Below are 15314 nucleotides of genomic sequence, written 5' to 3' on the forward strand. Positions count from 1 at the left end.
AAAGTTTAACGGTATCCCTAAGCATACGTTCTATCTGCACCTGAAAGAGACTGAATATAGATTTAATCATCGACGTGATAACATTTACCTTGAGATACTTAAACTTTTACGAAATAAACCGCTTTAGCTTCCTAAGACCCAAAATAATATAAGCAAAGATATTTAATGATGTTGGCTAAATGTTAAAATGTTGCAATGAATAAACTACCAGACATACTCCAACGTTTCGTGTTTGAAAACACACCAATACGTGGCAACCTTGTCAATTTAACAAGCACGCTACAATTAGCCCTCAACAAGCAACATTTGCCAGCCGGTTTAAAGCGCGCGCTTGGTGAGTTAATGGCCGCCAGCGCTTTGTTGACTGCAACCCTTAAAATGAGCGGTTCTCTTGTGCTACAAATTCAAAGCAAAGGTGCATTAAAACTACTTGTAGTAGAGTGCAACTCTGAATTTGGTATTCGCGCTACCGCGAAGTGGAAAGGTGAAGTTTCTGATGACCAGAACTTATTTGACCTCATCGCCCATGGGCAATTTATGATTACGCTAGACCCTAAAGATGGCCGCCAAGCATATCAAGGCATTGTGCCACTTGAGGGAGATAGCATCAGTACAATTCTTGAGAACTACATGCTACGCTCTGAGCAAATTGATACCAGAATATGGTTGCACTGCGATGGAAACGCTGCGGCTGGCATGTTGCTACAAAAGCTCCCTGAAACAATGAACCAAGTCACAAAATCGGAAGATTTAAGCACGCAAGATTTAGACGCATGGAACCGCATTGGTCACTTAGCTGACACCATCACTGATGATGAGTTGCTTAACCTACCAACAGAGACTTTATTAAAACGCTTGTTCCATGAAGAGGATGTACGCCTTTTTGAAGCAAGCAATACTAAGTTTTATTGTAGTTGCTCGCGTGAAAGTGTTTCTGGCATGCTCCGTATGCTGGGCAATGAGGAATTGACAAGCATTATTGAAGAGCAAGGCAAAATTGAAGTGAATTGTGACTTCTGTAACGCCCACTACAGCTTTGATAAAGTAGACGCAACGCAATTAATGGTGACAGAGGTCGTCACTCATCCTAGCGCAAAGGTTCATTGAGAAAAGCCTCTCAATTAGCTACATTGCTGGATGATTAATATGTTAGGTGGAAATTAAGCGTAGCATTCGCGGTCAGTGACTGCTCCTACAGGTAGGTGTAGAAACGCAATGGTGAGATTATGTAGGAGGGACAGTCCAATTTTCTACCCGTAAAGGGCATCACCACCAATGTAAGCTGCTATACCAGCATTTGGCTTCCCCACATAATATATGCGCTAAAGCGCATTATTCTGAATGATATCTCTTGAAAAGTCGCATGTACCACAGGCACTCCGATTTGCTAAGTGCTGAAGCACTTGCAAAGTCGTATGTAGGAGCGGCTAGTAGCCGCGAACAAAGCCTCTCAATTAGCTACATTATTGGATGATTAAAATGTTAGGTGGAAATTTAGCATAGCATTCGCGGTCGATGACCGCTCCTACAGTTAGGTGTGCGCTCACAATCGATTGCGCAAAAGCAGCATTACTTAACACTATCAATATTCACACAATCAATCATGTGCCTATAGAACCATGCCTTTATTAAATCTAAATTACCTGAATATATAACACTGGTTATCTAGGACAGTCCCTAAAAAATATTTACTGGTACTTCATTATAAAACAAATATTTAAGCACACTTCCTACCTAAACAAACCCACCAACACCATACCTTCCAACAGTGTATATAGTCCTACCTACACAAATGTGGCAGATATTCAGGTGGAATATTGGTTCTGTTTTCACCTTTTATTGTCATCTTTTCTGGAGCTTTAGCATTGCCGCACACCCACGCCACTGGCACCACTCTAGACTCCTCAATTACAGCGGGCCTTAAACTAAGTATTTTATCTTTAATTTGAGGATGTGCTTTGTTACCAAAGGTCATATGAATTGCGCCGTTATGAATTTCCAATGCACTGATAAAATTACTCACGACTTTGTCAGGGCTAGGTAAATCAGCCTCTGCATTATTAGCCACCATCACCTGCGCAATTGACCAAGTTGCTGCGATAGGTGCCTTTGCAATATCTGCCAATGGCAAAGCAGCGGTAACTTGCTCTTTAATAATTTTGCTCATGCTTGATGGAATCGCCACCATTGCTAATATGCCTAAAATAGCGACAACCACCATCATTTCTATCACGCTAAACCCATGTGCAGAAGGCGCCAATTGCTCAGATTGTATTTGCATATTTGACTCCGTACTCCATCATCACAACTAAATTTAGTTTACCTGCCGCATACGTTCATACAAACAAACAGCGGTGGCTGCACCCGCGTTTAAAGATTCAACTGAGCCAAGCGCCGTCTGCGCCATCGGGATAGTAATCCGCTTGGTAGTGGCAGCCATGGTTTGGCTACGTAGCCCAGCCCCTTCGTTACCAATCACAAATGCGGTAGGTGTAGATAAGTCTTGTGCATAAAGAGACTCCCCCTGCATGGCTGTTGCGTAGCTATTACCTTCAAATTCTTGCAATGTTTTCACTAAGTCAGCGCGTTCAACAATCGGTAACACAAACTGTGCGCCCTGCCCGCCTCGCAACGCCTTAGGCGACCACGCATCAGTACAACTAATGCTTAAGTACACCACTTCAACACCAGATGCAGCCGCTGTGCGCAACATGCTACCAATATTACCTGGGTCTTGTATGTCTTCTAGCATTAATGCAAATACTGGCTTCTCTGGAACAGGCAATTGCGGTATTTTGACCAGCGCCAAAATACCAGTTGCGTTAGTCACAGGGGTCAACTCAGCAAACAGCAAAGTTGGCAGCATGATGGTGGGAATATCAACTAAGGCTTGTATGAGCCCAGTTGCTTCTACGGTGCTTTTGCCTTCTGGAATAATCACTAACTCAGGCTCACCAAACGTAGCCATATAGGATTCGATAAGATGCACGCCATCCAACAGTGTTTTGCCTTCAGCACGGCGCTCTCGTGCATTATCTGCAAACTTCTTAAGTTGTTTAAAAACTGGATTGTCGCGTGAGACGATGTGCTTAAAAGACATATGACGATTGTTTATAATTTAAAGGCTTAGTTTAACCTAATCTTACTTTTCATTACATGATGATTAAACCAAATTAAGTGAAGTGAACACTAAATAAAATATTCAATGGGCACAAACGTTGTTACCTCCATCTTTTTACATCCATCGCTGCCAAAATAATTAGCATTTTAGGGAAAATCTGTACGGTCAATCAAAAGACCATGTATGTACCTAAGTGCAAACTTTACAGCGCAAGCCTTTTTGTTTGTGCCTTATAATAGCACTATGGCTAAAAAACTTTCTATCGAACGCATTTTACACAACCAAGGCTTTGGGGCACGCAAGCTATGTCGTATTCTGGTCATCAACGAAGAGGTCACCGTTAATGGTGAACCCTGTAACGACCCTGATGCCACATTTGAGCTAGAAAATCTGCACTACACAATCAAAGGTGAAGCATGGGACTATCGTGAAAAGTCTTATCTCATGATGCACAAACCAAGCAACTACGAGTGCTCTCATAAAACCCAGCATCACCCAACTATCTATAGTTTGCTTCCCCATCCGCTGGTGGAGCGTGGCGTACAATGTATTGGCAGGTTAGATGAAGATACTACTGGGCTTATTTTAATTTCTGATGATGGCCAGTTTATTCATCGTATGAGCTCACCAAAACACAAAGTGCCTAAAGTATATGAAGTAACTTGTAAGCATGCAGTAAGTGATGAGCAAATCGCCCATATTTTAAAGGGCGTACAATTAATAGATGAAAATGCACCTATTGCAGCTTTAGCCTGCACAAAAATTAACGACCATGTGATTCACATGACGCTTGCGGAAGGTAAGTACCATCAAGTTAAACGCATGGTTGCTGCGATTAGCAACCGCGTAGAGGCATTAAAACGCATTGAAATTGGACGTTTAGCGTTACCGCAAGATTTAAAGCTTGGAGAGTGGCGCTGGCTAAGTGAAGCTGACCTGAGTGCTTTAAAACCAGAAAATAAAAACTAGAGATCAACTTCTAATCTAAATTTTTAACCCAATTTCTAAGCACAAGTTTTTAACGCAAAGCTTTTAATATAATGACAAAGCAAACATAATCTAATCAATCGCTCAAACAGTAGCACTATATAAATTAGGAGTACGATGAAGCGCATCTATCAATACTTTTTTCGCGGCCTGATTACAGCCTTACCATTAGGACTCACTGTATATCTGCTATACGCTTTTTTATCATGGGCGGAGCAAATTGCCATGTGGTGGGTGCGCCCAATCATTGGTGACTTCTACATCCCTGGCTTGGGTCTTGCATTAGGACTAGGTGGCATTGTTCTACTGGGCTATCTTGTGTCACACCAATATATATACAAAATACTCTCACTGATCGAATTTCCATTTACAAATCTGCCAGTTGTAAAAAGCATCTATTCATCATTAAAGAGTTTTGCTGATTATTTTGCACCACATAAAAAAGGTAGCTCTCAGCAAGCCGTTACCTTAAAGATTCCTGGATATGAGCTTGAAATGGTGGGCTTAATTACCAGACAAAATACAGATGGTTTGCCTGATGGATTTATTCAGGGTGACCGTGTAGCTGTCTACTTACCGATGGGTTATATGATTGGTGGTTACACTGTTTTTGTGCCGCGTGATTGGTTAATGCCAATTGATATGTCGGCAGAAGAAGTCATGCGTTCTTCACTCTTTGCATGGATGTTAAAGTCAGATTAATATCAGTCAATCATTTAAATCATAATCAATAGAATTTTTAAACCATTTAATGGTCAGATCACTAACTATAAAATATTAGAATTTGTTCACGATGACACTGCTCAATAATTCATTACGCCACTTACTTATTTCAAGCTGCTTGCTATTGTCTTCATGCATGGGAGTACCAGACAATGTAAAAGTCATTGATAGTTTTGATGCCAACCAATACCTAGGCACTTGGTATGAGATTGCACGGCTAGATCACAGCTTCGAACGTGGCCTAGACAATATAACTGCCACTTACAGCCTGCGAGATGATGGAGGCCTAAAGGTAATCAATCGTGGATTTAACCCAAAAACCAAAGAATGGAAAGAGGCGATTGGTAAAGCCTATTTTATTGACCCCGCTAATGCAGATAAAACCAACACAGGTAAACTGAAAGTGTCGTTCTTTGGGCCGTTCTATGGTGCTTACAACATTATTGAGTTGGATAAACCTTATTACAACTACGTGATGATTTGCGGGCCAGACAAATCTTATTTCTGGATACTTTCACGTACACCACAACTATCCTACCCGATTAAACAACATTTAATTGCACAAGCCAAAGAACTCGGGTTTGAAACAGATAAATTGATTTACGTCAATCAGTCGCCAGAAGTGGTTAATTATGAGGCTGGGCGCCACGTTACAAATTAGACATTGTGGTTTATTGTTTTTTTACAACGCTCAACTTATAACCCGCTTGCTTTAATGCTGCAATTAATCCAGTTTCACCCGCGAGGTGTGAAGCGCCTACTGCCACAAACAAGCTTTTATCTTTTGCTTTGGCTAACATACGCTCAGCCATCGCCAAGTTACGCTCGTCTAACAATTTAACACGCATACGCGCCCACAATTCGGCAGGCAGCATACTACCTGTCATCTGATCATTGATCGCATTTAACTTATCTGCATCACCTTTTAAATAAGCTTTTAATAGCCGCTCGTAATCTCGCTCTTTAATTTTCTGACTACGCTTTAACACCTTGCGCAAAAAAGCCAGTTGCTCATCAAGCGTTAAGCTATCCATCACAGAAAAATGTTCAACCGCTGTTTCTAAGCCAATGACTTCTTTTCCTGAGTCTTCAGCCAAGCGCATCAGTAGATTATCTTGCGCATAAGGCGTTAGTGGCCTTGGCGAATCAAACACCACCGCTAACAGCCAAGGTTTTGTGCGTAACGCAGCATCTCGATGCATCACATGAAAATCAGCTAATGCATACAGCTGTTCTAACTCTTGCGCACTCAACATTGCACTGAGATTAGCATCTTGCATCTGCAACATACTAGTGTCTTTAGGGGGCTCGACCTCCATCATAAAAACATCGACTGATTTTAATGCTGCGATGACTTGAGGGGGAAAGTCAGTGACACGATTATCATCAGTATGAATCGTACCAAACAGATAAATAGGTTTACTGGCGTTAGATTCTGCTTTCCAGAACAGCCCTTGCTCTGCAAAAGCTGTTGTACTTAGTAAAGACAGCAATAAAACATAAATGAGGGGTTTACAAAAATTAAGCATGAATCACCTTAAAGTTAAATCACCCTCGTGCAGAATTGCCTAAGAGTATTTACGTTTTTTCTCTGTGGTTCGTCTAGGCCTAACAGTTCGCTCTAATTGCTCACCACGCACTGTTGTCACAGGCTTACTTGAAAGTGGCTGCCAAGCAGGAATCAAACAGTGCTTGCCACTGCCAATCAAATCGTCACGCCCCATTTTTTTGAGTGCTTCGCGTAACATAGGCCAGTTATTAGGGTCATGATAGCGAATAAAAGCTTTATGTAATTTACGTACATTACCTGCTTTAGGAATAGGCACATCATCAGAATCTGCCGTCACTTTACGCAAGGGATTTTTACCTGAGTGATACATTGCGGTCGCCATTGCCATTGGCGTAGGCGTAAAGGTTTGCACTTGGTCTAATTTGAAGTCGTATTTCTTTAGCCACAATGCCAAGTTCAGCATGTCATCATCTGTCGTGCCCGGATGCGCGGCGATAAAGTATGGAATCAAATATTGCTTCTTACCTGCTTCTGCACTGTACTTCTCAAACATGACTTTAAATTCGTCATAAGCACCCATGCCAGGCTTCATCATCTTGCTCAGCACATTTTCTTCTGAATGCTCTGGTGCAATTTTCAAATACCCGCCCACATGATGTTGTACCAACTCTTTGACATACTCTGGTGATTTCACCGCTAAGTCATAACGCAAACCTGAGCCGATGAGAATTTTCTTCACACCTTTGATAGCACGCGCTTTACGATACAACTGAATCAAAGCACTGTGATCAGTATTTAAGTTTTCACAAATTCCAGGATAAACGCAGCTTAATTTACGGCAATTTTTTTCGATCGTTTCAGATTTACATGCAATACGGTACATATTGGCAGTAGGTCCGCCCAAATCTGAAATTACCCCAGTAAAGCCATCAACTTTATCTCGAATTTCTTCCACCTCTTTAAGGATAGAAGCTTCACTACGGCTTTGAATAATGCGGCCTTCATGCTCAGTAATACTACAGAATGTACAACCGCCAAAGCAGCCGCGCATAATGTTCACGCTGAAACGTATCATCTCCCATGCAGGGATTTTTGCATCTTTATAGGCTGGATGTGGCTTACGTGCATAAGGCATGTCATACACGTAATCCATCTCTTTAGTGGTAAGTGGGATGGGCGGCGGGTTCAGCCATACTTCACGGTCACCATGCTTTTGCACTAAAGCACGCGCATTGCCTGGGTTAGCCTCCAAATGTAGCACCCTTGAAGCATGGGCGTATAACACAGGGTCATTAGCGACCTCTTCATACGCAGGCAAACGTACCACCTGCTTGGTTCTATCTGCCTTTGGTGCTTTTAACCTTAGATTGGGCACAATCTCAATGCCTTTTACGCCATCGGGCAATGCTGTTTTAGCTTCATCTGTTGCGCAGCTAGCATCGGCCTTACCCATCTTCATCTCATAAGGGTCAACTGGCTTATCTACAGCACCAGGACGATCAAGCTTTGTGCTTTCTATTTCACTCCAGCCCTCTGGAATCTTTTTACGTAAAAAAGCAGTGCCACGAATATCTTGAATGTCCGCAATTTTCTCACCTTTAGCAACTCTGTGGCTGAGTTCGACCAGTGCACGTTCTGCATTACCGTACAATAAAATATCTGCTTTAGAGTCCACCAAAATACTACGACGCACTTTGTCAGACCAATAGTCATAATGGGCAATACGACGCAAACTCGCCTCAATGCTACCAACCACCAAAGGTACATCTGAGTAGGCTTCACGACAGCGCTGGCTATACACCAACACAGCACGATCAGGGCGTTTATTAGCTGCGGCATCAGGTGTGTAGGCATCATCACTACGGATTTTTCTATCGGCAGTATAGCGGTTCACCATGCTATCCATATTGCCTGCGGTGACCCCAAAATAAAGATTAGGCTTACCTAATACTTTGAACGCATTTGCATTTTGCCAATCTGGTTGCGCGATAATCCCTACTCTAAAGCCTTGCGCCTCTAGCAAGCGGCCAACTAAAGCCATGCCAAAGCTAGGGTGGTCAATATAAGCATCCCCTGTAATCAAAATGATGTCGCAACTATCCCAGCCAAGAGCGTCCATCTCTGCGCGTGACATCGGTAAAATTGGCGCAGGCCCAAACCGCTTCGCCCAGTAAGGACGATAGCTAGGAATAGGTTTTGCTAACATTGTTGAATATTGTTCCAAGGTATCTACTATAAATCGATAAAAGTGCGCGCATTTTACGCGCTAATCATATGATTAAGAAGCTTTTTTATAGTTCAATCCTTCAGCGATGCAAACTAAATAAATTTAATATCAGTTTTTAACGACTATACCCCGCATTATTACTTACAATATAAGCACATACCATCGATGAGTCTAGACAAAAACTTATGCGTAGCTACGAAAGTTTAGTACAAACTTTGCATCAATTTGCAGAAAAAGCAAAAGACAAGCCTTTAACGGTAGGCGAGGCGCTAGATACCCTAGATGAAGCTGGTTATGCATTTATTTGCATCATTCTGGTAATGCCATTTCTGCAACCTATCCCTCTAGGTCCATTCACTGTACTTGGGGGAATCGCTTTTGGCACGCTAGGCTGGCAATTGTTACGTGGTCATGAATCTCCCATATTGCCAAAGAAAATACTAGCCATTGAATTTAATGAGAAAACTTGGAGAATGCTAGTTAAAGTCTGCATAGAGATTTTAGGTTTATGCAGAAAAATTAGTAAGCCACGCTATCCAATGATCGCAGAAGGAAGGCGTGGTCAGAAAATAGGTGGTTTTATTTTACTGGCAGCTGGCGGATTAATGGCAATCCCTTTTGGGGTATTGCCATTCAATAACTTTCTACCTGGCTTAGCTATTCTGTTTTATTGCATCGGTGAACTTGAAGATGACGGGCTGATGTACTTGATTGCATTCTTTTGGCTCATCATCACGGTGATTTATTTCACTGTGTTCTTTTTTGCACTTTGGTATTTTGGTGAAAAGGCATTAGCATTTTTCAACATACTCTAAATACCAATGCCCTGACAATGCTAATGTCCTGAATGCCCTGAAGGTTTGCGCACATGAACCTCCACTGCTGATTGCTCATCAGTCGCTGGTGGTCTGGTCACAGCAGGCACTTCACCAACGTACTCGTAAGCTACCGACCCTTTAGGGTGCTGATAGGGGCCAGGGTCCTGATAGTCATTTTTAGCAAGCCCTTCTCGCACTTTTAGCGTTGTGAACATCCCGCCCATATCAATGGCACCATATTGCCCAGTTCCCGTCATCATTTGCAGTGTGTTTTCTGGCAAAGGCATCTCCATCATGCTCGCCATCTCACTCATTTCCGCCATGCCAGTCTCACCCATCGCCATATAATCAGGCAATAAATCATTGATTCTCCCCACAAGGTCATGCTGTTTAACCCCTATCATGTTTGGCACATCGTGACCCATTGCATTCATGGTATGGTGGCTTTTATGGCAATGAAAAGCCCAGTCACCCAACTCATCGGCAACAAACTCAATTGCTCTCATCTGCCCGACTGCAATATCCGTGGTGACTTCAGGCCATCTTGCAGATGCTGGCACCCACCCACCATCTGTACCTGTTACCTGAAACTCGTGGCCATGCAAATGAATAGGATGATTAGTCATGGTGAGGTTTCCCACACGGATTCTGACACGATCATTCTTATTCACAACCAATGGATCTATCCCAGGAAAAACACGGCTATTAAATGTCCATAAATTAAAATCTAGCATGGTGTTGGTTTTGGGTGTGTAACTACCAGGCTCAATATCATAGGCATTGAGTAAAAAAATAAAATCACGGTCAACTTGCATAAACTTCGGATTTTTGGGGTGTGTCACCCAACTACCCATTAAACCCATCGCCATTTGTGTCATTTCATCTGCATGAGGATGGTACATAAAAGTACCCGCCCGCCTTGCTTCAAACTCATACACATAAGTTTTACCTGGTGGTATAGCTGGCTGCGTTAAACCACTTACGCCATCCATGCCGTTAGGTACACGCTGACCATGCCAATGCACGCTGGTTTTTTCAGGCAGTCGGTTTGTCACAAAAATTCGAACACGGTCACCCTCTACCACTTCGATGGTAGGCCCAGGGCTTTGTCCGTTATAACCCCACAAATGCGCTTTCATGCCTGGCGCCATTTCACGTATCACGGGTTCAGCCACCAGGTGAAACTCTTTAACACCATTTCTCATCCGCCAAGGCAGGCTCCATCCATTCAGCGTCACCACAGGGTTATATGGTCGCCCATTATCAGGATGCAATGGCGCTTGGGTGTTAGCTTTTTCAGCCGTCACTATTTCAGGTAATGCAGCAAGGGCAACTTTATTCACAGCGGTTAATGCGATGCCTGCACCAGCCACCTTAAAAAAATCACGCCTTGATATATTTTTTGTTGATTTTGGCGTATCCATTATTCATTTCCCTCAATCAAACTAACACTCGCCACCATGCTCATTTGCAGACCTACCTCTGCCAACCAAAATGCATGTAATTTTTTAATATAGGTATTGACGCTATCTACCTGCGCACGCGCACTTGAAAAAAGCTCAAATGGGCTCACCAGCATACCGTTGTAACGTAGCTGGTTCTCATCCAATACTTTTTTACGCAAAGGGACAATCTCGTCTCGGTATTGCTTGGCAATTTCATAACTGACTAAGTAATGATTATGTGCTGTGCTAATTTCAGATTGTGCATCAATCAACATCTGCGCAGTAAGGTTAACCGCCTGCATATAGCTAGCCTCGGCACGTGCAACTTTGGCGCCACCCCAATCGAACAAAGGTAAGTCAAAGGATAAATCAACACCTTTTTTGTAATCACCGCCTCGTCTTCCTTCTAAAACTCTGGCAGGCCCTATTTCAAAAACGTTAATAAACCTTGTCACCTTGGTTAAGCCCAAACGCTTTGCTAAGTTTTCTGTTTCTAACCGCATCGCTTGCAGGTCTAACCTTTGTTCAAAAGCGCCTTGCTCAAACGCCCTTAATTCAACCGTTGTTTTTGGTAAATCAGGTAAACGTTTCTGTAGTTTAATTTTATCGACAGACACCCCTAACAATCGAGACAACCACTGATGCGCACGCACCTGCTGATTTTTAGCCTCTAACACACCCAAAACCGCATCGGCAAAAAACCCTTGCTCCCTTGCCAGCTCAAGGTGATTCCAGTTACCAGCGCGCTTCATGCGTGCTGCCAACTCAGCACTCGCCTCGGCAGAGTTTTTCACTTGTAAGCTGTAATCTAGTTGTTGATTAGCAGATACAGCATTAAAGTATGCAATCCTTGTTTGGTATGCCAAGCGCAACACATTAAGCGCGACATCTTGTTTGGTTTTCTCAAAATGTTGGCGCTCAATTTCCAATACTTTAGGCATCGTTACTAATGAAAAAATATTAAACGTGAGCGCCTGCTCAATTTTGTAATCTCCATGATTACGCGCATAAAACATTGAAAATTTAGGGTTAGGCAAACGCCCAGCTTGCACGATATCAGACTCAGCAATCCCTAAATCATAAAGCGAGCTCTGCAAAGACTTATTATTGAGCAATGCAATCTGCACGGCATCTTCAACGTCTATGGGCTTTGCGAGGATATCGTCAACGCGTGTAGTTATCATCTTTTGCTCATCAGCTGATTTTGGCCAAACCACCTCCTGCTTGATATGCTTCTGAACGACAGACTTCACGTCACCTAGGCCGCCATCTTTAGAAAAACTAGCGCATCCAGCCAGCACAAAACCAGCCAAAATACAGGTAAAAAAACCACGGGGGGAATGCGCTCCGCTTAAGAGCTTTTTATCCCTATTCATACAACCTCCAAATTCAGTCAAAAACTTGTGGTACATAGCCACAAATCATCAATACACACTCAGTTAAAGTGAATATAAACGATGAACATAGCTAACCAGCTTATGCTCATACGTTCAGGTGAGAACATTTAAAGAATAGGGGGTTTTTGCGGTTGAATAGTGACTGGGGATAAGTAGATTGGCGCAAATAAAACTGCCAAAACCATTGGGGGCTTAATAGTGGCTGCACTTAACGACACTAGTGGAAGCGCAGAAAAGCAAGCAAAACAATGATGACATTGGTTACAACTGCTGTGTACGTTAAGATTTTGATCAGTACTTTTATCTTGATCATGGCAATGTGTTGCTTCTTGCGTATGATCCTGATGTTGTACAGCAATACTTTCTTTTACATTTTCAAAAGGTTTAGACGTCATCACGCCTGCCGCGTAAACTGTATTTGTAACAAACACAGCAAGTAGCAGAACTACGAAAACCCTTAAAAAAGGTAGCCTAAACAATTTCATGAATATGTATGATTACCTCAATATTTGAAATTCAGATATTTAAAACTTACGTTTAAATGATGCATCTACAATAGTACGCTTATCATTACATAGATAGCATAATACGAATAAGACAAGAGAATCAAGACTAAAGTTTATGAGCCACGGATATTATCAACTACCCAACGGTCGAGTTGCCAGTATTGATGGTGATTGTGACTTCCCACCACTCAGCGAAGCACTGACAGACCCTAATGGTTTGGTCGCGATTGGCGGAGATTTATCTCTACCGCGTTTACTCACCGCTTATCATCAAGGCATCTTCCCATGGTTTAGTGATGGCGAACCCATTATGTGGTGGAGCCCTAACCCACGCATGGTGTTGTTTCCAAACGAGCTAAAAATATCAAACTCGCTACAAAAAACATTGAAGAAAAAAGTGTTCGAGGTTCGATTCAACACTGCATTTCGAGAAGTCATCACAGCTTGCAGCGCCACCACACGGTCACAACAAGCTGGTACTTGGATTACACAAGAGATTATTGAAGCCTACTGCAGACTACATGAAGCAGGGTTTGCCATTTCAGCAGAGGCTTATTTAGACAATCAATTAGTCGGCGGCTGCTATGGTGTGCGTATAGGCAATATGTTTTATGGTGAAAGCATGTTTCATCACAAAACAGATGCCTCCAAGGTCGCTTTTGCAAACCTAGTCCAGCACCTCACAGCGGAAGGTGTAGCACTGATTGATTGCCAGATGAAAACAGCTCACTTAGCCAGCTTTGGCGCGAGAGAAATAAACCGCACAGCATTTGCATCTTACTTAACTAAGCTTACCAATATCAGTTTAACAAACACCATAGTTAGCAACATCGATTAAAAATAGGATTATACTTTTGCCATGAGCCTACCTAGCGATACGCCACTGCAAAAACTGCAATTTTACGTCACCACAGGTTACGCTTGCGGCTATCTGCCAAACAAAATGGCACAAAGCTTAATTGCCGCGCCGCAACATCTGGTCGATGCAAAAGTGTATAGCGGCTTAATCCAACAAGGCTTTAGGCGCAGCGGAAAGTTCTCGTACAGGCCACATTGTGAAAACTGCCAAGAATGTATCGCAGTCAGAATTGTTTTAGATCAATTCAACCCAAACCGTAGCCAGAAACGTGCTTTTAAACAGCACCAAAACCTCAGCACTACCATACTGCCAGTAGGTTTTCATGAAGAGCATTACACACTCTATGCAAGCTATCAACGCGCACGTCATAGTGATGAAAAAATACAAGCCGAAACCGAATCTCAAGAAACCAATATTGAGCAATACCAAAGCTTTTTATGTCAATCCAACGTAGAAAGTGTGATTGTTGAGTTTAGAGATAATAGCCAACTCAAAATGGTTAGCGTTATTGATATTGTTAGGGATGGCATATCAGCGGTTTATACCTTCTATGACACTACCGACACCAGCAGCAGCTATGGTACTTATAACGTGTTATGGCAAACACTTTGGGCTAGAGAATTAGGCCTACCCTACCTATATTTAGGCTATTGGATTAAAGACAGCAAAAAAATGGCTTACAAACAAAACTTTAAACCCCTAGAAAAACTCATCGATGGGGAATGGGTTAAATAAGCACATCAACTTTAGCTAAAGCAGAAAAATAAGGTTCAATGCTACAATTGGGCATATTAATAAAAGAATGAATATGCTTTGAAAAATCAGGTTCTAAAAAAACTCGTTATTTTTGGCGTAGGTCTCATCGGCGGCTCTGTTGCATCTGCACTAAAAAAAGCAGGAAGCTCGGCAGAAATTGTAGGCGTTGGTCGATCTAGCGAAAGTCTGCAAACCGCAATAGATCTAAACGTCATCGACACGGCAACCAGCAATATCGCTGAAGCACTTTTGCACGCTGATATCATATTGATTGCCGCGCCAGTTGCACAAACACCGCTGATTTTAAAGGCAATTAAGCCACACCTGCATGCAGATACTGTGGTGACTGATGCTGGCAGCACTAAAAGTGATGTGCTCGCATGCGCGAAAGAAATCTTAGGTGAGCAATTTGCTCAGTTTGTGGGCGGGCACCCGATTGCAGGGGCTGAAAAAAGCGGCGTAAAGGCAGCAACCGCAGATTTATACCTCAACAAAAATGTAGTACTAACCCCGACTAACAACACTAACGAAAATGCGGTTCAACGTGTGCGTGAACTATGGCAATGCTGTGGTGCAAATGTCACTGAAATGCCAGCAGAAACACATGATGGTATCTTTGCCGCCGTTAGTCACCTTCCACACCTACTCGCTTTCGCGTTGGTAGATGACATTGCATCACGCGCTAATGCAGAACAGCTATTTGGATTTGCAGCGAGTGGCTTTAGAGACTTTACGCGTATTGCGGGTAGCCATCCTGAAATGTGGCGTGATATTAGCTTAGCCAACAAAACTGCATTACTGAGTGAAATCACCGCCTATCAAGATGAATTATCTCGACTAAAACAAATGCTGGAACGCGATGATGGTAAAGGTTTACACGCATTGTTTGAACGTGCCAGCACCGCTCGCAACAACTGGGCAAAGCTCAAAGAGCAATAACCTAAATTAAAGAATTTAAAGAATTA

At 42.7% G+C, this 15314-nt stretch carries 15 protein-coding genes and 1 pseudogene; 9 read left to right on the top strand and 7 right to left on the bottom strand.

Translation table 11 applies throughout. The annotated features are described in order from the left end of the window. Together Q7U33_RS05055 and hslO are read left to right on the top strand one after the other, a co-directional pair. Positions 1-127 (top strand): annotated as a pseudogene (locus Q7U33_RS05055) (IS1595 family transposase); the annotation flags it as partial. Between the two features lie 68 nt (positions 128-195). Continuing rightward, positions 196-1107 carry an Hsp33 family molecular chaperone HslO gene (hslO, locus tag Q7U33_RS05060; RefSeq protein WP_304858512.1) on the top strand — a complete coding sequence of 304 codons (912 nt, stop codon included), beginning with the start codon at positions 196-198 and terminating at the stop codon, positions 1105-1107. 673 nt (positions 1108-1780) lie between these two features. Here the strand turns inward: hslO and Q7U33_RS05065 are convergent. Further along, positions 1781-2281: a pilin gene (locus Q7U33_RS05065; protein ID WP_304858513.1), complete on the bottom strand. Its 501-nt coding sequence runs from the start codon at positions 2279-2281 to the stop codon at positions 1781-1783. 33 nt (positions 2282-2314) lie between these two features. Next, complete coding sequence (locus tag Q7U33_RS05070) at positions 2315-3100, bottom strand: RNA methyltransferase (protein ID WP_304858515.1); 786 nt, start codon at positions 3098-3100, stop codon at positions 2315-2317. 264 nt (positions 3101-3364) lie between these two features. Here Q7U33_RS05070 and Q7U33_RS05075 point away from each other — a divergent pair, with 264 nt between their 5' ends. The 3 genes from Q7U33_RS05075 (at position 3365) to Q7U33_RS05085 (ending at position 5492) form a co-directional block, all read left to right on the top strand. Then, a complete protein-coding gene (locus Q7U33_RS05075; protein WP_304858516.1) occupies positions 3365-4090 on the top strand; it encodes a 16S rRNA pseudouridine(516) synthase in 726 nt (241 codons plus the stop codon). A gap of 135 nt (positions 4091-4225) precedes the next feature. Next, a complete protein-coding gene (locus Q7U33_RS05080) occupies positions 4226-4810 on the top strand; it encodes a DUF502 domain-containing protein (protein ID WP_304858517.1) in 585 nt (194 codons plus the stop codon). A gap of 91 nt (positions 4811-4901) precedes the next feature. Then, positions 4902-5492, top strand: a complete 591-nt coding sequence (locus Q7U33_RS05085; RefSeq protein ID WP_304858518.1) for a lipocalin family protein — start codon at positions 4902-4904, stop codon at positions 5490-5492. Between the two features lie 10 nt (positions 5493-5502). Here Q7U33_RS05085 and Q7U33_RS05090 read toward each other — a convergent pair whose 3' ends face one another. Further along, positions 5503-6360, bottom strand: a complete 858-nt coding sequence (locus Q7U33_RS05090; RefSeq protein WP_304858520.1) for a TraB/GumN family protein — start codon at positions 6358-6360, stop codon at positions 5503-5505. Positions 6361-6399: 39 nt separating this feature from the next. Then, positions 6400-8547, bottom strand: a complete 2148-nt coding sequence (locus Q7U33_RS05095; protein WP_304858521.1) for a YgiQ family radical SAM protein — start codon at positions 8545-8547, stop codon at positions 6400-6402. 206 nt (positions 8548-8753) lie between these two features. Between Q7U33_RS05095 and Q7U33_RS05100 the strand changes: the two genes are divergently transcribed. Continuing rightward, a complete protein-coding gene (locus Q7U33_RS05100) occupies positions 8754-9383 on the top strand; it encodes an exopolysaccharide biosynthesis protein (RefSeq protein WP_304858523.1) in 630 nt (209 codons plus the stop codon). Between the two features lie 20 nt (positions 9384-9403). Here the strand turns inward: Q7U33_RS05100 and Q7U33_RS05105 are convergent, their stop codons facing one another. The 3 genes from Q7U33_RS05105 to Q7U33_RS05115 all read right to left on the bottom strand — a co-directional run bounded on the left by Q7U33_RS05105 (position 9404) and on the right by Q7U33_RS05115 (position 12623). Continuing rightward, the gene (locus tag Q7U33_RS05105) at positions 9404-10810 is read right to left on the bottom strand and encodes a multicopper oxidase family protein (protein WP_304858525.1); all 1407 of its coding nucleotides are present in this window, start codon (positions 10808-10810) and stop codon (positions 9404-9406) included. After that, positions 10810-12207 carry a TolC family protein gene (locus tag Q7U33_RS05110; RefSeq protein WP_304858526.1) on the bottom strand — a complete coding sequence of 466 codons (1398 nt, stop codon included), beginning with the start codon at positions 12205-12207 and terminating at the stop codon, positions 10810-10812. Before Q7U33_RS05110 ends, Q7U33_RS05105 begins: the two co-directional genes overlap by 1 nt. A gap of 128 nt (positions 12208-12335) precedes the next feature. Next, positions 12336-12623 carry a hypothetical protein gene (locus Q7U33_RS05115; RefSeq protein WP_304858527.1) on the bottom strand — a complete coding sequence of 96 codons (288 nt, stop codon included), beginning with the start codon at positions 12621-12623 and terminating at the stop codon, positions 12336-12338. A 226-nt stretch (positions 12624-12849) separates the two neighbouring features. On the opposite strand from Q7U33_RS05115, the gene aat reads away from it, so the two are divergent. The 3 genes from aat (at position 12850) to Q7U33_RS05130 (ending at position 15288) form a co-directional block, all read left to right on the top strand. Next, positions 12850-13572, top strand: a complete 723-nt coding sequence (gene aat / locus Q7U33_RS05120; protein WP_304858528.1) for a leucyl/phenylalanyl-tRNA--protein transferase — start codon at positions 12850-12852, stop codon at positions 13570-13572. 21 nt (positions 13573-13593) lie between these two features. After that, positions 13594-14328 carry an arginyltransferase gene (locus Q7U33_RS05125; RefSeq protein WP_304858529.1) on the top strand — a complete coding sequence of 245 codons (735 nt, stop codon included), beginning with the start codon at positions 13594-13596 and terminating at the stop codon, positions 14326-14328. 78 nt (positions 14329-14406) lie between these two features. After that, positions 14407-15288: a prephenate dehydrogenase/arogenate dehydrogenase family protein gene (locus Q7U33_RS05130; protein WP_304858530.1), complete on the top strand. Its 882-nt coding sequence runs from the start codon at positions 14407-14409 to the stop codon at positions 15286-15288. The last annotated feature ends 26 nt before the right edge of the window (positions 15289-15314 follow it).

It is taken from the genome of Methylotenera sp., from assembly GCF_030653755.1.
Lineage (GTDB): Bacteria > Pseudomonadota > Gammaproteobacteria > Burkholderiales > Methylophilaceae > Methylotenera.